This is a genomic window from Thiocapsa sp. (assembly GCF_011390875.1).
Lineage (GTDB): Bacteria > Pseudomonadota > Gammaproteobacteria > Chromatiales > Chromatiaceae > Thiocapsa.
Genome location: NZ_JAABRP010000089.1, coordinates 1 through 18758, shown reverse-complemented (window position 1 = coordinate 18758; position 18758 = coordinate 1). Strand labels below are relative to the sequence as shown.

Sequence of the window (18758 nt, the reverse complement as noted above, 5' to 3'; positions counted from 1 at the left end):
GGCGAGGGCGATGCCAGCTGGGTGCACGTCACCCACGGGACCATGGCCGGGAATCGCTTCGGGATCTCGGCCGGTGTTTCGGACGAGGAGATCCGGGGCAACCTCCCGGTGGATGTCGCCCTGTTCGTGACGGCGCACACCCATCGCCCCCTGCACCGCGAGCTGGACGGCACACCCATCCTGAACGTCGGCTCGGTCGGCTCGCCGTTCGACGGCGACACGCGCGGAAGCTATGCCTTGCTCGAAGAGCGTCGGGGGCGTTGGACCTGGGAGATCGTGCGTTTCGACTACGACCGCGCTCGCGCGGAGCGGGATTTTCGCGATTCGGGCTTTATCGAAGAGGGCGGACCCTTGGCGCGCATCCTCTTCGAGGAGTGGCGTCAGGCACGTCTGTTGATGCCCTACTGGAGACGAGGCTTCGAGCCGGCCGTTCTCGCGGGAGAACGCGACCTCTCCGAGGCTGTCGAGGAGTTCCTGCGGGATTCAGGCCAAGGCTGAGCGGGTCGAGCGCCGGTGCGCCTCGGCGCACCGGGGTTGGATGAATGACATGACGGTCACTGCTTGGCCTGCTCGCTCAGGATGAAGACGGTGACCCCGGATCCGAGCAGCCCCAAGAACACCATCGGGATCCAGGCGTTGGTCAGGAGCGCTTCGGCTCCGTAGGTCGCGCCGGCCAAGATCAAGAAGAGGGTTGCGGTGATCAGACTTAAGAGAAGAGGCATCATGTTTGTTTCCTTTTAGCTACAACGTTGGATGTAATATTAGCCTTTGCTTAATTACTTGCAAGCCTCGCCACGTGGTGTCGGACGCTTGAAACAGACCTGCGCTGCTCATGTAACAGATTGAAACTAGAAGACACGTCAAGCGCGATCAGGGCGTCCAGTCCAATCCGACGCCGCGGATCGGACGCATGACTCGATCGATGACAAATTGCAACAAGATGTAACAGGGCAACAGTCGGCCCCTTGGAGCACCGCCCTTGGAGGATCAGATGAGCGATTCGGATCGTCTTTACCGCTTTACCTTCGAAAACATCGGGATTCGCGGCAACCTGGTCCATCTGGATGCGGCCTGGCGTGCCGTCCTGAGTGCGCACCCCTACCCGGAGGCGGTCCGCGATCCGCTCGGGGAGTCGCTGGCCGCCGTGACGCTGCTCGCCTCGACGATCAAGTTCGAAGGCTCGCTGATCCTGCAGGCACAAGGGAAAGGACCCATCCGTACGCTGGTTGCTCAGGCGACTCACGAACACAGGGTCCGCGGGCTTGCCCGTTGGGAAGGCGAGGTGCCCGCCGAGGGGACACTCGCGGCGCGGTTCGGGCAGGGCCATCTGGCCTTGACGATCGAGCGGCGCGGCGCCGAGCCCTATCAGGGGATCGTGCCCTTGGAAGGGGCGGATCTCTCGGCGGCGATCGAGCGTTATTTCGTCGACTCCGAGCAGCTCCCGACGCGACTCTGGCTCACCGCGGGAGAGAACCGCGCTGCCGGATTGCTGCTGCAGCGCCTACCCGGCGAGGGTCTGACCGACGAAGACTGGGAGCGCATCGGGATGCTGGCCGGCACACTGACACGCGAGGAGCTGACCGGCCAATCCACGGGCGATCTCCTCTATCGGCTCTTCCACGAGGAGTCGATCCGGCTCTTCGAGCCGGAGCCGATCGCCTTTCGGTGCGGATGCTCGCGCACCCGGATCGAGGAGACGCTCAAGCTCCTCGGCCCGGCCGAGGTGGACGACATCATCGCCGAGGAGGGCACGGTCAGCGTCACCTGCGAGTTCTGCAACCGCAACTACGCCTTCGATCCGGTGGACGCCAAACAGCTCTTCGCCGAGCATACCCGCCATGAGCCCTCGCCTGCGCATCACTGATCCGGTCCGGCCGTATGCTGAGCACCTTGCAGCCCCTGCTCGGGTTGGGCGTCATTCTCGGCCTGGCCTGGCTCGCGAGCGAGCGGCGTCGCGCGGTCCGTCCACGCCTGGTTCTCGCCGGCCTAGCGCTCCAGATCGCCGTCGCACTCATGCTGTTGAAGCTTCCGTTCGCCCAGGACGCCTTTCTGGCGCTCACCGACCTGGTACTGGCCGTGCAACGCGCCACGCAGGCCGGCACCGAGCTGGTCTTCGGCTTCCTCGGCGGCGGCGCGGCACCCTTCGAGACGCGCTATCCGCAGAACAGCTTCGTGCTCGCCTTCCAAGCGCTCCCACTGATTCTAGTGATGAGTGCACTCTCCGCCCTGCTTTTCCATTGGCGGGTGCTGCCCCTGCTGGTACGCGGCTTCGCCTGGCTGTTGCGGCGGACCATGGGGACAGGCGGCGCGCTTGGGCTGGGGGCGGCGGCGAACGTCTTCGTCGGCATGACCGAGGCGCCCCTCCTGATCCGCCCCTACTTGGCAGGACTGTCGCGCTCGGCGCTCTTCGCACTCATGACCTGCGGCATGGCCACCGTCGCCGGGACCGTCATGGTGCTCTACGCGGGGATCCTCGCCGACACGGTGCCGGATGCGATGGGGCACATCCTCACCGCCTCCCTGATCAGCGCACCGGCGGCCTTGATGATTGCCGGCATCCTGGTGCCGGAGCATGCGGACGAGGCGGACCGGGCGATCGTCGCCATCCCGATCGCGTCGCGCAGCAGCATGGACGCCATCACTCGCGGAACACTCGACGCCATTCCACTCTGGCTCAATATCCTCGCGATGCTGATCGTGATGGTCGCGCTTGTGAGTCTCGCCAACCAGCTGCTGGGTCTGCTGCCGGCAGTGGCCGGCGAGCCGTTGACCGCACAGCGCATCCTCGGCTGGGTGATGGCCCCGGTCGTCTGGCTGATCGGCATCCCCTGGTCCGAGGCGCAGGTCGCCGGCTCTCTGATGGGCGTGAAAACGATCCTCAACGAGCTGATCGCCTACCTGGATCTCGCCGGCACCCCGACCGCCGAGCTCAGCGATCGCAGCCGGCTGATCATGACTTACGCACTCTGCGGCTTCGCCAATCTCGGGAGCCTCGGCATCATGATCGGCGGCCTCGGGGCCATGGCACCGGAACGACGCGACGAAATCGTCGCGCTCGGGCTGAAGTCGGTCCTCGCCGGAACCATGGCAACGCTTTTGACCGGCGCGGTCGTTGCGTTGATTCTTTGAGTCGACTGCCTAAGCTTCTCTCAAGTCCAAAAATAATCGCTTGGGTGGCTCACCTTTTGAGCCACCCACCTGTGTAGGATCACGCTATCCGGATCCATGAGGCGACCGCGATGTCCCATCGGCAGCGATCTGAAACGAACCTCCCCGAACCCTCTCTCGACGAGGCCATCATCGGCCGACATCTCGTCATCCAACGCAGCCGCCTCGCGGGCTTCCGCCACCACGAGGCGCCGGCCTTCCTGCCCGCATTGCGGGCCGGCTCTCCCTTGACCCTGAGCGCGGAGCGCGACAACCCGCACGACGGCGATGCCGTCGCCATCCATTGGCAGGGCCACATGCTCGGCTATCTCCCGCGTGGCGAGAACCTGGTCGTCGCCCGTCTTCTGGCGCGACAGCGCCGTTTGAGCGCCCGCGTCCGGCGTCTCGTCCCGGAAGCCGACCACAACCAGCGTCTGCAGATCGAGATCTTGATGCATTGACCTCCCGAAGCTCGGCGACTAGTTTCATGCCTGGACACCGGACGACCGAGGCACATCGTGGGCGAGGAGATCAGAGGACATTGCTGGAATTGCGGGCGGGGACTGACTAAGCTCGATTACGGGCGCGAGGCGCGCTGCCCCGGATGCGACAAACCAACCCATTGCTGTCGCAACTGTCGCCATTACGCGCCCGGACGGCCCAACGAGTGTCGGGAGCCGATGGTGGATCGCGTCATTGCGAAGGATCGGGCCAACTTCTGCGACTGGTTCCAGCCTCTGCCGGGATCGCCCTCGCTGCACGCGGGCGAGACGCCGAGCGCGGCGACCGACCCGGAGTCGCTGAAACGTGCCGCGGAGGATCTGTTCAAATGACCGACCGCCGAGACCCGTTCCGTTCACTCGACGGGTTACTCCTCGCCGTCGGACTCTGCCTGGTCGCGACGGTCAACGCCTGCGCATCGGAACACGACATGACCGCGGAACGTCAACGACTCGTCGAGAAGATCCAGGCCGAGGTGCGCATGACGGCCCCGGAGCTGGGTTTCGCCCGGCTCGATCCGCGTGTCGCCGAGGCGATGCTCCGGGTGCCTCGCCACGCCTTCGTGCCGAGCGCCCAGCGCGCCTTGGCCTATGCCAATCACCCCCTGCCGATCGGCGGCGGGCAGACCATCTCTCAGCCTTACATCGTCGCCATCATGAGCCAGCTGCTCGATGTCGGCCCGGGCGACCGGGTCTTCGAGCTGGGCACCGGGTCCGGGTATCAGGCCGCCGTGCTGGCCGACATGGGGGTCGAGGTCTATTCGGTCGAGATTGTCCCGGAGCTGGCCGAACGCGCTGTTGCGAATCTCGATGCCGCCGGCTTCCCGCAGGTCCAAGTCCGCGCGGGCGACGGCTGGCTCGGCTGGCCCGAGGCAGCTCCCTTCGACGGCATCATCTTGACTGCCGCCGCACCTACGATTCCGGACCAGCTGATCGCTCAGCTCAAACCCGGTGGCCGTCTGGTGATGCCGATCGGTGAAACGAACGGCGTTCAGCAGCTCGCGATCTTCGACAAGGCCGAGGACGGCAGTCTGCGCCGACGCGACCTCCTGCCGGTGCGATTCGTGCCGGTGACCGGGCCCTTGGGCGACTGACCGATGCGTGAACCGGGTCTTGATCACCCTGCGACCATCGGCACCCATGACCATGAGCGGATGTGCTTTTGGCCACGGAGACATACCCTAATCGAAAGACCCTGGCCCTGCCCGCCTCTGTGTTCCCGTGGATGAAGATGCACCCGTGCCGCTCCATGGCGGCACCCTCGAAACCCTCGCCCTCACCCTGCAGCGACAGGCGCACGCCGCCGGTCATCGCGCGACCCTGCTGCTGAGCGGTGATGCGGAATGGACCGCAACCCATGCGTGGCGTTGGGTCGCCGCGTTCCCTGACCGGGTTCCGACCTGGCTCTCCGAGCGCCCCCTGTCCGACAGCGCCCTGCCGCTGCGGGCCGCGGATCGACTCCTCGGCAGCGACCTCGACCTCTTGGTGTACGACGCCCACAGCGGATTCGATCCCGATGGTTTCGGCGCAGCGACCGGAGCGATTCGCAGAGGCGGCCTCCTGCTGCTGCTGACCCCGCCGCTTGCCGATTGGCCGAACCTCCCCGACCCGCAGGCCGAACGCATCGCCGTATGGCCGAACACGGCAGCATCGGTCGGCGGACGCTTCCTGCGCCGACTCGCGAGGCTTCTCGGGTCCGACCCGGGTCTCATCCACCTTGCGCAAGCTGATGCAGGGAGCATCGCGACCGCGCAAAGGTTCGTCTCGGACGCTGCGGTCGCTACGCCGGAGCCGACCGACCCCGGGCGGACGACCGCGGAGAGCGACCCGGACCCCGCCGAACCCGCCACATCGGACCAGGATCACGCGATCACGGCCATCCTCGCGGTCGCGCATGGCCGCGCCCACCGCCCGCTCGTCATCCGGGCGCACCGCGGACGCGGCAAGAGCGCTGCACTGGGCATCGCCGCAGGCCGCCTTCTATGCGAGCGGCCGCACCTCATCCTGGTCACCGCACCGCGACGCTCGGCGGCCGACGCGCTCTTCAAGCACGCCGCTGCCGTGTTGGGCGGTCATGCTCGGGCCTGCACTCTGGATGCCGAGACCGGGACGACACCGGACCTGACGACGCCAACTAAGGCCGATCGAGCCGGTCACGGTCGTGCAGCGGGCTCACTCGCATTCGTCTCCCCCGCCGATCTCGCCGCGCAAACGCCGGCGGCCGATTTGCTTCTGATCGACGAGGCGGCCGGCATCCCCGCCCCCATTCTCGAGACCCTGCTCGCCCGTTACCCGCGCGTCGTCTTCGCAACGACGGTCCACGGCTACGAGGGCACGGGACGCGGCTTCGACGTGCGCTTCCGCGACACGCTGGATCGACTTACCCCGAGTTGGCGCGAGATCTCGCTCGACACACCCATCCGCTGGGCAGCCGGGGATCCGCTAGAAGCACTGACCTTCCGGGCGCTGCTGCTCGACGCCGCCCCCGCCGCGGCGGACGAGATGAGCGAAGCCGACCCGGCCGACATCCGCTGCGAGCGCCTTGAGCGCGACGCCTTGGTCCAAGACGAGAAGACCCTGCGCGAGCTCTTCGGTCTGCTCGTCCTGGCCCATTACCAGACCCGGCCGATGGACCTGCGCATGCTGCTGGACGGCCCGAATGTTCGGGTCTACGCGCTGCGATGGCGCGATCTCGTCGTCGCCACCCTCCTCGCCGCCGAGGAAGGCGGCTTCGCCGATCCCGCATTGTGCGAGGCAATCTTCACGGGGCGACGCCGTCCGCGCGGCCACCTGCTCCCGCAGACCCTGTCGACGCATGCCGGACTCGCCGACGCCCCTGCCCTGCGCTACCTACGCGTGATCCGCATCGCCGTTCATCCAGCGCTCGCACGCCGCGGGCTCGGACGCACACTGCTGCGCCGGCTCGCGCGCGACGCTCGCGCCGAGGGCGTCGATCTCCTCGGTGCCAGCTTCGGCGCGACACCCGAGCTGATCCGCTTTTGGGACCGCTGCGGCTTTCGACCGGCACAGATTGGCACCAGCCGGAATGCCGCGAGCGGGGAGCACGCGCTCGTCGTCCTGCGCCGTCTCGACGCACGCGGTTGGCGCTTTGCAGCAGCGGCCGAGGCTCGCCTGGAATCCCGACTCCCGGTCCTGCTGGCAGGCCCGCTGCGCACGCTCGACCCCGTCACCGTCCTCGCGCTTGTTGCCGCGATCCGAACCGAGCCCGAGCCGCCGTCGGCCGCATGCCGCGCCGCAATCGACGATCATGAGCTGAGCGGTTTCATCGACGGCCATCGCTCCCTGGACGCCACACTCCCGCTCTTGGCCGAATTCGTCCGGCGCCGACTCGGATCCTGTCTGCGCGCCGGAGGCATTGCGGACGACGACGCCGCACTCCTGATCGCAGTCGCTCGCCAGCTCCACGACCCGGCCGAGCTGGTGAGCCGCTTCGGTGCGAGCGGTCGCGACGCGATCCTGACCCGCATCCGGCGCGCAGCCGACGCGCTGCGCACTGGCCTGACCGAAACCTTTCCCCTCGCGACAGCCATGCAAGAGGCGACGTCTCCATCACGCCCGTTTAAACCCGCAACGCGGGAGCACGTTGAATGAAGCGCCGCCCAATCCTCTCCGCAGGCGTCGTCCCGGTCAGGCGTTTCGAGTCCGAGATGCGATTCCTGATCCTGCGCTGTTTCAGCTACTGGGATTTCCCCAAGGGCGAGACCGAGCCCGGCGAAGATCCCTTGAACACGGCACGGCGGGAGGTCACCGAGGAGACGGGGCTGCTCGACCTGGATTTCCGTTGGGGAACGTCTTTCGTGGAAACACCGCCCTACGGTCGCGGCAAGGTGGCGCGCTATTATCTGGCGGAGTCACCGCACGGCGATGTCGCCCTCGGGATCAACCCGCAGCTGGGGTTTCCCGAGCACCAGGAGTTTCGCTGGGCCACCGAAGAACAGGCTCACAGACTCCTGAACGAACGCGTCCGCGCTGTCCTGGATTGGGCGGTGCAACGCATCGGCGAATCGCCCGAGGCCCCGACCGCCGGGTCCGTCAACCGACCACCAGAGAACCGCCTACGATGACGATCGAGCACGAATCCGACACCTCCGAAGCCATGCTGACCCCGACGGAAGCACGCGTCCTCGGCTGCCTCATGGAAAAGCAGCGCACCACTCCCGATCAGTACCCCTTGACCCTGAACAGCCTCGTCAGCGCCTGCAATCAGAAGAGCGCCCGCCATCCGGTCATGAACATGACCCCCGGCGAGGTCGGCCATGTCGTCAACCTATTGCGCGACCGCGGCCTCATCTACGCCAGTCTTTCGGGACGCACCGAGCGCTACGACCACAAGATCGTCGGCACCTTCCTGCTGAGCCGAGAAGAACATGCGCTGCTGTGCGCCCTCATGTTGCGCGGCCCCCAGACCACCGGCGAGCTGCGCACCAATACCGCCCGTCTGGCCGACTTCAAGGATCTCGAGCAGGTCACCGCCACGCTGCACGGCATGGCCAAGCGCGACCGCCCGCTCGTCGTCGAGCTGCCGCGCCAGCCGGGCAAGCGCGAGGAGCGCTACGCGCATCTGCTCTGCGGCCGACCGAAGATCGAGGACATGCTGGAGTCCGCGCATGCGTCGAGCAGCGAGCCGACCCGCAGCGCCCGCATCGAAGCTCTGGAGGCCGAGGTTGCGGAGCTGCGTGCGCAGATCGATCGACTCTGGTCCCTGACCGGGCTTGAGGATCAGCGCTGAGCACCGACACGAAGCGGCGACCCGCCACCTCCGCAGTCGGCATTGCCAGCCTGCGCGCGTAGCGCGATTTTCGGATTTTGGCCTCAATTGCTCGAATATATCGAGGTTTCAGACACTGCCGGGCCGAGTGCCGATCGAGAACCGGCGACGCAGCCACGGAGGAAGGAGAATTCGCGGGTAGATGGATCGAGGACGGAGGATGTCGAGACGGATCGGAGAAGATATTGAGATAATGCAGATAAGCAACTGAATAAAATGGCGGAGAGAGTGGGATTCGAACCCACGGAGGGGATAAACCCTCAACGGTTTTCAAGACCGCCGCTTTCGACCGCTCAGCCACCTCTCCGAATCGACCGCCCGACCCAATCCCCGACTTTGCCTGGGTATCGAGCTCTAAGTCGACGCGGACGTAAGGATACCGCATGTCCTCGACGGACCCAAACGCCTTGACGCTTGCGCGATCGACTCCATCAGGTATGCTTCGGGAACTCGGATCTTCCCGCCGAGTCAGACTCGGCAGCTTGAACCTCTCGTAACCGGAGTGACCACACCAATGGCCAACACTGACTTTTCCATCCCACGCAGCTCACAGTCGGTCATCTCGACCAACAAGGTGCTCAAAAACACCTACTTGCTGCTCGCCGCTACGCTGGGCTTCAGCGCGTTCACGGCGATGGTGTCGATCGCCCTCGCCGTGCCGAGCTGGATGTATCTGGTGTCGGTGATCGTCGCGATGCTGATGGGCATCTTCGTACTTCCGCGCACGGCCAACTCTTCGAAGGGGATCGGTGTCATCTTCCTGATCACCGGTCTGCTCGGGTTCGGCCTGGGCTCGATCCTGTCGATGTATCTCGCCCTTCCGAACGGGCCGCAGACGGTTGGCTTGGCGTTCGGCGGGACCGCGGCGATCTTCCTGGGGCTGTCGGGCTACGCACTGACCAGCAAGCGTGACTTCAGCTTCATGGGCGGCTTCATCTTCGCCGGCATGATGGTCGTGATCCTGGCGGTCGTGGCGAATCTGTTCCTCCAGATGCCGGCTCTCTCGCTGGCGATCTCCTCGGCCATCATCCTGCTGATGAGCGGCTTCATCCTGTTCGATACCAGCCGGATCGCACGGGGCGAAGAGACCAACTACATCATGGCGACCTACGGGATCTATCTCGCTATCTTCAACATCTTCATCAGCCTGCTCCAGATCCTCGGGATCATGGGCGACGACTGATTAGCTCCCTTTTAGGGCACAAACCCCGGCCAAGTGCCGGGGTTTTTGTTTAGGCCCTCGACACGACCCCGTTCGGGGCAAGGAGACGCTTCCATGGAGCTTGCACTGAAGATTGCCGCTGCAGCGGTGCTCGTCTTGATGCTGTTTTATCTCTGGCCGGCCTACAAGCACTGGCAGGAGAACGGACCGAAGGCCGAGAAGGGGGATTGGCAGGCAGCCATCCTGCCGCTCGGCGCGGTTGTCGCGCTTGTCGTGTTGCTGATCATGGCGGTGCGCTGAAGCAACTCGACGGGCCTCGATCTTAAGCCGGGGGCCACCGGCGGGATCGGCAGGGTAGACACGCGCAGCGCAGTCAACCGGCCAGCGCGGGCGTGGGGCTTGGTGGACTTCGCTCTCGCTCGTCCACCCAACCAGCCCGACCTGACTCGGCCACGTCACACCCTGTGGCGAGCGCTCCAGGCCGAGAGGGTTATTGAGCGTTTGAGTTGTGAGGATGGGTTTCGCTGCGCTCTACCCATCCTACGTTTTGGTTGTTTTTACCCCCGCGATCCTTCGACTGTCGAAATCATCTGAACCGCGTCCGCTCGGACGTCAATTGGCGGACGCGGAGCCTACGGCACGCGACAAGCGTGCAGGTGTCAGCAGAGACGCAGTTCAATCTGCGTACATCGGCCGCTCCTCTGCAAGATTCAGCCACCCCTTGACGACGCGATAGAGCGTCCAAAAGTAAATGACTCCCCAGATCAGGAAGCCGATCAAGAACACGAGGGTAACCAGACCGACGAGGCCCCACAACACCTGGAACCAAAAGGTTCTGATCTGCCAGACGAAATGGGATTCGAGCCAGGTGCCCCGCACCTCGGCGAGGCGCAGATAGTTGACGACGACGCCGACGACGGATGTCACGCCGAAGATGAACGACAGGGCCTGCAGAAGATAAACGAAGCCGGTCGTGCTCTTGAGTGGATCGGTCGTTTCCGGACGCGCCGAGACGGATTGAAGGTTGCGGGTCGATTCATCCATCAGTGCTCACCAAGGACGGTATTCAAGTCCGGGAATGGCTTCGCGGTCGAAGACCGACGGCAGCTCCCGAATCAGTTGCTCAACCTCTTCGAAATCCATGTGGCGACCGTAGGATGCCTTGGCCGCATCGATCGGCAGCTCGACCCAGTAACGGATGGATCCGGGCTCGCGCAGGATCTGCAGAGTATTCTCGGCGTGATCGATGATCCCGAGATAATCGTCGTCATGCTGCAGCCGTGGCAGCAGTTGCTCGCGGATCTCCCGACTGCTCACCTCCAGCGCACTCGCAGACGAGACCGACTCCCCCGAACGCTCGAATAAGTAGTAGACGCGATAGTGCATGGCTGTCGATGTTCGCTCTCTGTGTGCTGTGACGGTCTGGTCTCGGCACGGCGTACGGCATATGATCTGCCCCAATCCGCGGTTGCCCGAAAACCCCCTCGAGCACGCCGAGCCGGCTCGACCTTCGGCGAATACGGATCGCCGAGTTCTTCCGCACGGATGCGAGATTCCGCAAACAGGCGCGCGGCGACCCGTGCCGGAACACCTCAGAGCCATTCGGAGACGTCGATGTCGGTTCTCAAAATGAAGCTCCACTGGCAGATCCTGATCGCGCTCTTGCTGGCGATCGTGATCGGGCTGCTCATCGAGCGCGACACCGGACTCTTCGGGGTCACCCTGTACGGGATCTTCGCCTTCCTGGGCGAGCTTTTCCTCAACGCCCTGAAGATGTTGATTGTACCCCTGATCGTGTCTTCGATCATCGTCGGGGTCGCCGGAATCGGCGACTCGAGCAACCTGGGGCGTCTCGGGGGCAAAACGATCGGCTACTACGCGATGACGAGCCTGCTCGCCATCATCGTCGGGTTGCTCGTCGTCAATATCATTCAGCCCGGTGTCGTGGAAGGCACCGCCGAGGAGGTCTTCGGGCTGACCGCCAGCAAGAGCGATCTGGAGGCCCAGTTCGCCGACAAAGGCGCCACCGACATCGTCGAGATCTTCCTGCGCATGGTGCCGACCAATGTGGTCGCTGCAGCGGCAGCGGGGCAGATGCTCGGGTTGATCTTCTTCAGTCTGCTCTACGGATTCTTCATCACCCGCCTGAACGGCAACTACGCACAGACCCAGCTCGATTTCTGGAACGGTGTCTTCGAGGTGATGATGAAGATCACCGAGCTGGTGATGCGCTTCGCGCCCATCGGGGTCTTCGCGCTGGTCGCCAAGACGGTCACGGATACCGGGTTGGAGGCATTCGGTCCGCTCGCGCTCTTCTTCTTCAGCGTCGTGATCGCGCTCGGCATCCATTTCTTCATCACCCTGCCGTTGCTGCTTATGTTCATCGGCGGAGTCAAGCCGAGCCGTCACTATCGCGCCATGGGCGCCGCCTTGCTGACGGCCTTCTCGACCGCATCCTCCTCCGCCACGCTCCCGCTCACCATGGAGTGCGTGGAGAAAAACGCCGGGGTCTCCAACCGGACATCGAGCTTCGTGCTGCCCTTGGGCGCGACGGTGAACATGGACGGGACCGCGCTTTACGAGTGCGTCGCCGTGATGTTCATCGCACAGGCTTACGGCATCGAGCTCGGCCTCGCAACCCAGTTCATGATCGTGATCCTCGCGCTGCTGACCTCGATCGGCGTGGCCGGCATTCCGGCCGCCAGCCTTGTCGCCATCGCCATCATCCTGTCCGCCGTCGGGCTACCGCTGGAAGGGATCGGCCTGATCCTGGCGGTCGACCGGATCCTCGACATGATGCGTACCTCGGTCAATGTCTTCAGCGATTCGTGTGGTGCCGTTATCATCGCCAAGAGTGAAGGGGAAACCGGCATCCTGGAGAATGACGGACCGATCCCGGCCAAGGCCTAGTCGGCCACGCGACGCCGAACCGCAACAACGAAATCGCGGATCGGGATCGAGGATCGATCGGTTTCCTTATCCGAGCTAATGGAATTACGATAGGGCGCGGGGTCCGCGCCGGGTCACCGATGCGGAGACCGTCCGCGCTCACCCCGATCATGCCGACCCCTTCGACCCAGCATCCCGAGCGCCGTGTCTGACCTTACCCCCTCCACCAGCGCCGAGACCACCGCGAAGCTCTTCCGCGGGCGCGTCCTTAAACCGGCCGAAGGCGTCTTCCTGTTCCACCCGAGGGCCATCGAGCGCCTGATCCTCGACCATCTGGCGACCGAGGCACGCGACATCTCGATCCCGGAGCTCGCCTATTACCTGATGCCCTCCACGGCCTTTCTGACGGGTCTGGAATCGGAGAATCCGGAGGCATTGGCGGTCATCGAGGGGCTCAACCTGCCCGACTACGTCATCCTTTTGCCGATCCCGCCCGAGCAGCGACTCGACCGGGTGGGCTTCACGCGACTGCTGCGCGACTACTGGGCACGACGCTTCGAGGCGGAGATCGCGCGCGCCTGGCAGGTGGCCAGGGACGACAATCTCGACGGGGATCCATTCGGCCCGATCGGCCTGACCCGCCGGATCGGCCCGCTGGCTTTGGCCGAGGTGCGCGACGTCATGACCCGTGACGGGGTTGTCCCCGCGGGCATCGGCGACGCCTTTGTTTGCCGCAGCTTCGTCGCCATGGTCGCACGACTGCGCTATTTCTCGCCGGGCGCCCGCGGCTTCTTCTTTCCGACGATCCGCGACTGGCATGCGCTCGATCTGTGGCTCGTCGAGAGCGGGCTCGACCTCCCCGCATCGCTGCAAGGCGGCCGGCTGCCACGCCTGCTGGAGCACACCCGCCCGGACCACCGCTGCGGCGTACCCGAGTATCTGCCGCTTCTCCCGTCGGGCCTGCCCTACGGGGAGTCGGATCCTGATTTTGCGCGCGCGATCGTGGCCCGGCAGAGCCACGAAGCGCCCCTCGTCGCGCAGGAGCCCACACCGCCGAACTCCGCCGATGCGCCGCTCGGCTCCTCCGTCGACGAGATCGAGGCGCGCTGTCTCGCGGTCCTGCACGAAGCCTCTCAAATAGCGCGACGGGACTGGCGGACAAGGCTTCGGGACATCGTGATGACGCCGGTCGCGCCTCTCTTGGACGCACTGCTGGCCATCCCGACGTTGCTGAGCCGTCGAGTGTCCAAGGCAGGACCACGCGGGATTAGGCTGGATCTGCATCTGGCCTTGTTCGCCGATGCCGTGCGCAGGGCACAGCGCGCAGAGCTCGACGACCATTATGCCGCCGCGCTCCTCAACCTGGCCTTGGCCCGGCGACGCTTCATCACCATGGGTGAACCCTGCCTGGATGCGCGCGACGCCGTCCGCGAGATCCTCGCGCAACGTGCCGCTGCCGCCGAGAGTACCTTGGCGGATCTGATCGCCGCCAACTCGAAGCTGAGCCCGGTAACGGCACGCGAGTTGGGCGCCTTGACCGCGCTCTTGGGCGAGGAGGTGATGCGCTCCGGAGCGGCACGCTCGGCCTATTTGATCCTTCGCAACCTGGAACGAGTTCTGCTGGAGAGCCGCACGACCTACTACCGCCTGCGCCCGTTTCAATGGGCAGCGAGCGGCGGCAAGGTGCGGCTTAGACAGATCTTGCCCTTTCAGGCTCAGCTGAAGGCGCTGCGCGCGCTCGAGGTCGCATCGAACCGCCTCGAGCAGATCGAGTGGCCGGTGCGGGAGGTCGAACGATTCGCCGTGCCCCTGAGGCAACTCACGGAACAGCTTTCCACCCGCCTCGCCAACCAGCTTCGACCCCATCTTCGGGCCTCGCTCGAAGAGGCCGGCTTCAACCCGGCCAACCATCGCGAGCAGGTCGCGGCCCACAAGATGCGCGAAGAGCTGCTCGATGTCATCCAGCGACGTCGGCATCTGAAGTTCACCGACGTGCGCGACATCGTCGCACGCAACATCCTGCGCTTGCCCGACCCGACCCTCGAAGAGATTCGCCACGGCGACCGCCTGGCACATTTCGATCGAATCGCCGATAAGACCCTACCTGGCGTTTACAAGCCGGGCGAGTTCTATATCAAGGGGTTACAACAGCTAGGCGCGCCCCTGTTCGGCACGCCACAGGGGCGATTGATCCTTCGCCACCTGATCATGCCGGCAGGCTTGGCTTTCCTCGGACTCAAGACACTCGACATCCTGGTGGGTCTCGTCGTACCCGAGGGAACATCCGTGCATTTGGCGCCGCTCTGGCTGGTGGCGCTCCTCGCACTGCTCATCAATGCGTTTGCCTATACCCGCATCGGACGTGCAATCGCCAAGGCGATCTGGCGCGTCACCGTTTGGACGTTCCGGCTGCTGCTCTTCGACGGGATACGCAGACTACTGCGCTGGAAACCGGTCGCGCGGCTCCTGTCGACAAGCCTGATCCGCGGCCTGGATCGCAACCTCGTCCAGCCGCTGTTCATCGGCTTGCTGATCGTGCTCCCGTTCGTGGGAATTGGTCTGCTGATCGACGAGGTGGAGATCGATTACGGTCTATCCCTACTGATCCCGGCCTTTGCGATCGGCACCCTCGCACGCAATACGCCTGCGGGTCGACGCATGCTCGACAATCTCGCGAGCACGGCCTGGCAGATGCTGCGTCGACTGAACCAGACCCTGGTGATCGGATTGGTTCGAGAGCTGCTCCATTTCTTCAAAGAGGTGACACGCCGCTTCGAGCAGGGACTGCACCGGATCGAGGAGTTACTGAGCCATCAGCTCGGAGAGTCGCCGCTCGCGCTTTTCATCAAATCCCTGTTTGCGCCGGTCTGGAAACTCACCGAGTCGATCATCCAGTTTTACGTCACCGTGCTGGTTGAGCCGCAGGTCAATCCGATCAAGCACTTCCCTCTGGTCACCATCGCGCACAAGCTGATGTTGCCCTTCCTGCCGGCACTCACCGGGCTGTTGGTTGCGCTCACGGAGCCCTTTCTGCCGAAGCTGATCGCCTACCCCTTCGTGACCGTCACCATCCTCTTGTTGCCGGGACTCGCCGGTTTCCTGGTCTGGGAGCTGAAGGAAAATCGGCGGGTCTATGCGGCCAACCATGCGGGCGGGCGCTCGGTCGGATACGATGCAAGGCGGATCGAGGCCGTGCGCCGGTCCGATCTGGAGAGCACGCCGATCGAGCCCGCCATCATCGGCGGCCACGGCGAGACCATGCGCGGGATGCTCCGTCGGGGTTTTCACAGCGGGACACTGCCGAAGGCGTTTGACCGGCTCAGACGCGTCCTGCGCGACGAGATCCGCGACGAGGTCCCTTATCCCCATCGCGTGCGGGATGCGCAGCGTCGCCTCGCCGAGGTGAATCGTGCCCTTTGCGTCTTCTGCGATCGCGAGCTGGGCTATGCCTTGCGCCGCCGCTGCGTCGAGCCGAATTGCGGCCTGGTCCGTGTCGAGACCGGACGGCCGCGTCTGTCGAGCAACGCCTTCGATCTGACCCTGGAGCTGTACGCCGCGAACACCGCGGACGATCGACCGATCGAGCTGCGGCTCTGCGTCTATCTGGAAGAGCCCGACATCTACCTGAGGGTCGAGGTGAGTGGGCCGAAGGAGGAGCTCGGCGAGCCGTGCTGGAGGTTGATCAGGTCCGATCTTGAGGTGTTCAGTGGTCGCGCGGGGGTTAAGCGGGCGCCGTCGGCGGTTTAGGGCCTCCTGCCGCCTTCGTTCCGCTATCGGCTATCGGCTATCGGCTATCGGGCCGTGTTTTGTGCCGAGCCGTGCGAGGCTCAACCAACCGTCGGCGCAACCTACGGGTATGGAATGCACCAACCGTCGAGTTCACTCGAAAATGAGCATTCGGCTCTGGACGCGGTTTAGTTTGCAACGGAAAGACTCCAGTGCCATTGCGTTCCACATTTATCGTCGACTGCGACCGCCCGTGCTTCGATTGGGGAGCTCAAGCAGGAAGCGCCCGGCGTTGGCCAGTTGTCTGCGTACGAGCGACCAGTTTTCCTCGCGTTTGCGCGCGTCTTGGCAGCGCAGCAGACGCGAGCGTTGCGCGGCGTCCAGCCGATCGAGGATGGCCGCCCAGAGCACGTCCTCGACGTTGTAGACGCGCCCGCCGGCGAGACAGACCGGGATGACGCTTGCGATCGGGATCGCGAGATCTGCCGCGACGACCTCGACGGCGGCGAGGATGCTCTCGGCCTTCAGGCTCTTGGGCTGTGCGAGGTCATAGGGCGGCAGCCACTCGCGGACGGGGCGCAGCCGATCGATATGGCTGAGAACGACGAGCACCGGCGGCGGACGGCGAGTCAGGCGCTCTGCGAAGGCCGCGCGCAAGCTGTCCAGGGTCTCGCGATCGGCGTGTCGGTCAGGTCGATCGGCGGCGCTGACCCAGAGGATCATATCGGCGTCGCCCGCTGCCGTGCGCAGGGTCTGCTCGTCCATCGCGTCGGATCCCGGCGTGTCGTAGATCAGCGCGAGATCGAGTCCTTCGCGCGCCAGACGAAAGGGGGTGAGCATCTTCGTCGTGTCGGGAAGTAGATCGGTAGCCACGCGTAGTTGGCCGAACAGGGCGTTGATCAGACTCGACTTGCCGGCGTTCGAGCGGCCCAGAACCAGGATCCGCAAGGGCTCGCCGACCGGATCTTCGGACGCGTCGGAGGCGCGCAGATCACGTTCGGATAGCGTGGTCGGCCGGGCCTCGGGAGAGGTGTCGGACAGCAGGAGCCGCCCGCTGTAGAGATCGATTGCATAGCCGCCGACCTTGCGCACGTATTCCCTGAGGATCCAGCCGTAAAGCTCGTCCTGCGCCAAGGCATAACCGCGACCGCGCAGTTGAGCCAATGCCTCGGTCAGAAAGGCATTGGCCGGATTCACGACCCACTGTCCGGCCCGATAGAGCCCGAGCAGGCGATCCGCAAAAGGCTTCCAGCGGTAGGCCCGCATCAGCGAACCCACCGTGAGCCGATGGCTGAACGGGATGTGGTCCGTGATGGTCTCGCGCAGATCGCGGCTTGCGCGCTCGACGATCAGGAGGGTGTGCGGCACCGTGAGCTCCAAGAGGGGCTCATCGACATCGGGGTGAAAATGTCGAGCAACACGCTCTAGCGTCTGCTGCCCCAAGACACCGAGCCGGTCGCCCTCCCCGATCGGCCAGTCCTCGGGTTTGGTCTGCGCGGCTAGGTCCTCGACCAGCGCCCAAGCGCCGTCGGCTGCCGGTGGCCAATCGGGATCCGGCTCGGTCTCCGCGGCGAGGAGCAACCGGCGCTCATGCCGATGAAGCCAAGCTTGAAGACCGTAACCGGCCGCGCTGAAGAGAACGAGCGCAACCAGCCAGTAACGCATCGCCTCGACCTGCCACAGCCAGAGCAGACCCAACGGCAGGAGCGCCGCGACGGGAACGGCCCACAGCAGAAGTGCAAGAAGACGCAGGCGATCGATGCGACTCAGGAGCTTGTTCATGGCCGATCCGATTTCACCAGGTCTTTGAGCAGGGTCGCACCGGTGTCGAAACCCTCGGAGAAGGTGCGGCGCAACCCCTCGGCGTCTGCCGGCAGACCCCGGCGTCGGCGATTGAAGTGAAACCCGGCGGCCTTGCCGAGCGCGTAGGTCGTCGCACCGCTGGCGGTCGCGCCCCAGACGGCGCCGGCCGTTTGGCCCCACACCGGAATCAGCTTGACCACGGCCCGGCCGGCACTGCGCGCGGCGTAGGCGACCCCGATGCCGGTCCCGAGCAAACCGAGAAACTCGAGGATGGCGCGGCGATCCCAAGGCTGGCCGTAGAGCGCGGCGAGACTTTGCAGCATCTTGGCCTGGATCGCCGGCACGCCGACCAGATCAACAACCGGCAAGGCACCGACACCGGCCGCGGCAATCGCATAGCCGACGATGTGCGGATGGGCGGATCGGGCATAGGCGTCGCGCACCCCGGCATCGCTGCGCAGAAGGGCTTCGAGACGCAGGGTCGAGACCCCTTCGATCGCCTCCCACAAGGCATCCAAGCCGTAGTCCGGCGGGTCGAATCCGTCCTCCGGGAGGGTGAGATCGATCGGCACCCAACGCACCGGGATCTCGCCCGGCAGCGCGCCGAGTCGATCGCGTTGCGCCCGCAGCGCACGGGCGAGGTCGAGCGGGACGACTTCCGTCCAGTCGTCGTCCTCGAAGGGATAGGGCCGGGGATGCTCGCCGTCCGACGGATAGGCATCGTGCAGTCCGGTCTGCGCAA

17 protein-coding genes, 1 tRNA gene and 1 pseudogene are annotated in these 18758 nt (G+C 65.0%); 13 read left to right on the top strand and 6 right to left on the bottom strand.

Features of this window, described 5'->3' with window-relative positions; genetic code table 11:
- A pseudogene (locus GPT33_RS09140) lies at nt 1-498 on the top strand (metallophosphoesterase family protein); the annotation flags it as partial.
- 56 nt (nt 499-554) lie between these two features.
- Here GPT33_RS09140 and GPT33_RS09135 read toward each other — a convergent pair.
- Nucleotides 555-725, bottom strand: coding sequence for a hypothetical protein (locus GPT33_RS09135; protein WP_296807702.1), 171 nt, complete (start codon nt 723-725; stop codon nt 555-557).
- A gap of 266 nt (nt 726-991) precedes the next feature.
- On the opposite strand from GPT33_RS09135, the gene hslO reads away from it, so the two are divergent.
- The 8 genes from hslO to GPT33_RS09095 all read left to right on the top strand — a co-directional run bounded on the left by hslO (nt 992) and on the right by GPT33_RS09095 (nt 8397).
- A complete protein-coding gene (gene hslO / locus GPT33_RS09130; protein WP_296807699.1) occupies nt 992-1864 on the top strand; it encodes an Hsp33 family molecular chaperone HslO in 873 nt (290 codons plus the stop codon).
- Nucleotides 1865-1878: 14 nt separating this feature from the next.
- The gene (locus GPT33_RS09125) at nt 1879-3129 is read left to right on the top strand and encodes a nucleoside transporter C-terminal domain-containing protein (protein WP_296807697.1); all 1251 of its coding nucleotides are present in this window, start codon (nt 1879-1881) and stop codon (nt 3127-3129) included.
- A 110-nt stretch (nt 3130-3239) separates the two neighbouring features.
- Nucleotides 3240-3608, top strand: coding sequence for an HIRAN domain-containing protein (locus GPT33_RS09120; RefSeq protein ID WP_296807694.1), 369 nt, complete (start codon nt 3240-3242; stop codon nt 3606-3608).
- A gap of 57 nt (nt 3609-3665) precedes the next feature.
- Nucleotides 3666-3980, top strand: coding sequence for a hypothetical protein (locus GPT33_RS09115; protein WP_296807691.1), 315 nt, complete (start codon nt 3666-3668; stop codon nt 3978-3980).
- Complete coding sequence (locus GPT33_RS09110) at nt 3977-4741, top strand: protein-L-isoaspartate(D-aspartate) O-methyltransferase (RefSeq protein ID WP_363929177.1); 765 nt, start codon at nt 3977-3979, stop codon at nt 4739-4741. The genes GPT33_RS09115 and GPT33_RS09110 overlap by 4 nt, the downstream gene beginning before the upstream one ends.
- A gap of 127 nt (nt 4742-4868) precedes the next feature.
- Entirely contained in the window at nt 4869-7259 is a 2391-nt protein-coding gene (locus tag GPT33_RS09105; protein WP_296807689.1) for a GNAT family N-acetyltransferase, read from the top strand.
- The gene (locus tag GPT33_RS09100) at nt 7256-7732 is read left to right on the top strand and encodes an NUDIX domain-containing protein (protein WP_296807687.1); all 477 of its coding nucleotides are present in this window, start codon (nt 7256-7258) and stop codon (nt 7730-7732) included. Before GPT33_RS09105 ends, GPT33_RS09100 begins: the two co-directional genes overlap by 4 nt.
- Entirely contained in the window at nt 7729-8397 is a 669-nt protein-coding gene (locus GPT33_RS09095) for a YceH family protein (RefSeq protein ID WP_296807684.1), read from the top strand. The genes GPT33_RS09100 and GPT33_RS09095 overlap by 4 nt, the downstream gene beginning before the upstream one ends.
- Before the next feature lie 256 nt (nt 8398-8653).
- On the opposite strand, the gene GPT33_RS09090 is transcribed toward GPT33_RS09095, so the two are convergent.
- Nucleotides 8654-8743, bottom strand: a tRNA-Ser gene (locus GPT33_RS09090).
- A 207-nt stretch (nt 8744-8950) separates the two neighbouring features.
- On the opposite strand from GPT33_RS09090, the gene GPT33_RS09085 reads away from it, so the two are divergent.
- Both GPT33_RS09085 and GPT33_RS09080 read left to right on the top strand, forming a co-directional pair.
- Complete coding sequence (locus GPT33_RS09085) at nt 8951-9619, top strand: Bax inhibitor-1/YccA family protein (protein ID WP_296807682.1); 669 nt, start codon at nt 8951-8953, stop codon at nt 9617-9619.
- Between the two features lie 93 nt (nt 9620-9712).
- Nucleotides 9713-9898: a hypothetical protein gene (locus GPT33_RS09080; protein WP_296807679.1), complete on the top strand. Its 186-nt coding sequence runs from the start codon at nt 9713-9715 to the stop codon at nt 9896-9898.
- Nucleotides 9899-10273: 375 nt separating this feature from the next.
- Here the strand turns inward: GPT33_RS09080 and GPT33_RS09075 are convergent, their stop codons facing one another.
- Together GPT33_RS09075 and GPT33_RS09070 are read right to left on the bottom strand one after the other, a co-directional pair.
- Nucleotides 10274-10642 carry a hypothetical protein gene (locus GPT33_RS09075; RefSeq protein WP_296807676.1) on the bottom strand — a complete coding sequence of 123 codons (369 nt, stop codon included), beginning with the start codon at nt 10640-10642 and terminating at the stop codon, nt 10274-10276.
- 6 nt (nt 10643-10648) lie between these two features.
- On the bottom strand, nt 10649-10984 hold the full coding sequence (locus GPT33_RS09070) for a hypothetical protein (protein WP_296807673.1): 336 nt from the start codon (nt 10982-10984) through the stop codon (nt 10649-10651).
- Nucleotides 10985-11212: 228 nt separating this feature from the next.
- Between GPT33_RS09070 and GPT33_RS09065 the strand changes: the two genes are divergently transcribed.
- Together GPT33_RS09065 and GPT33_RS09060 are read left to right on the top strand one after the other, a co-directional pair.
- A complete protein-coding gene (locus GPT33_RS09065) occupies nt 11213-12508 on the top strand; it encodes a dicarboxylate/amino acid:cation symporter (RefSeq protein ID WP_296807672.1) in 1296 nt (431 codons plus the stop codon).
- A gap of 183 nt (nt 12509-12691) precedes the next feature.
- Nucleotides 12692-16234: a sulfite exporter TauE/SafE family protein gene (locus GPT33_RS09060; RefSeq protein WP_296807669.1), complete on the top strand. Its 3543-nt coding sequence runs from the start codon at nt 12692-12694 to the stop codon at nt 16232-16234.
- 210 nt (nt 16235-16444) lie between these two features.
- Here GPT33_RS09060 and GPT33_RS09055 read toward each other — a convergent pair whose 3' ends face one another.
- Both GPT33_RS09055 and GPT33_RS09050 read right to left on the bottom strand, forming a co-directional pair.
- The gene (locus GPT33_RS09055; RefSeq protein ID WP_296807665.1) at nt 16445-17995 is read right to left on the bottom strand and encodes a GTPase domain-containing protein; all 1551 of its coding nucleotides are present in this window, start codon (nt 17993-17995) and stop codon (nt 16445-16447) included.
- The coding region (locus GPT33_RS09050) for a DUF697 domain-containing protein (protein WP_296807663.1) at nt 17992-18758 on the bottom strand (767 nt) is incomplete at its 5' end. The genes GPT33_RS09055 and GPT33_RS09050, both read right to left, overlap by 4 nt.

Excerpts from the sequence above, each read along its gene's own strand:
- GPT33_RS09095 (WP_296807684.1), top strand. The coding sequence starts at position 7,729 with ATGACGATCGAGCACGAATCCGACACCTCCGAAGCCATGCTGACCCCG.
- GPT33_RS09100 (WP_296807687.1), top strand. The coding sequence starts at position 7,256 with ATGAAGCGCCGCCCAATCCTCTCCGCAGGCGTCGTCCCGGTCAGGCGT.
- GPT33_RS09055 (WP_296807665.1), bottom strand. The coding sequence starts at position 17,995 with ATGAACAAGCTCCTGAGTCGCATCGATCGCCTGCGTCTTCTTGCACTT.
- GPT33_RS09110 (WP_363929177.1), top strand. The coding sequence starts at position 3,977 with ATGACCGACCGCCGAGACCCGTTCCGTTCACTCGACGGGTTACTCCTC.
- GPT33_RS09085 (WP_296807682.1), top strand. The coding sequence starts at position 8,951 with ATGGCCAACACTGACTTTTCCATCCCACGCAGCTCACAGTCGGTCATC.
- GPT33_RS09120 (WP_296807694.1), top strand. The coding sequence starts at position 3,240 with ATGTCCCATCGGCAGCGATCTGAAACGAACCTCCCCGAACCCTCTCTC.
- GPT33_RS09080 (WP_296807679.1), top strand. The coding sequence starts at position 9,713 with ATGGAGCTTGCACTGAAGATTGCCGCTGCAGCGGTGCTCGTCTTGATG.
- GPT33_RS09075 (WP_296807676.1), bottom strand. The coding sequence starts at position 10,642 with ATGGATGAATCGACCCGCAACCTTCAATCCGTCTCGGCGCGTCCGGAA.
- GPT33_RS09135 (WP_296807702.1), bottom strand. The coding sequence starts at position 725 with ATGATGCCTCTTCTCTTAAGTCTGATCACCGCAACCCTCTTCTTGATC.
- GPT33_RS09065 (WP_296807672.1), top strand. The coding sequence starts at position 11,213 with ATGTCGGTTCTCAAAATGAAGCTCCACTGGCAGATCCTGATCGCGCTC.
- GPT33_RS09125 (WP_296807697.1), top strand. The coding sequence starts at position 1,879 with ATGCTGAGCACCTTGCAGCCCCTGCTCGGGTTGGGCGTCATTCTCGGC.
- GPT33_RS09070 (WP_296807673.1), bottom strand. The coding sequence starts at position 10,984 with ATGCACTATCGCGTCTACTACTTATTCGAGCGTTCGGGGGAGTCGGTC.
- hslO (WP_296807699.1), top strand. The coding sequence starts at position 992 with ATGAGCGATTCGGATCGTCTTTACCGCTTTACCTTCGAAAACATCGGG.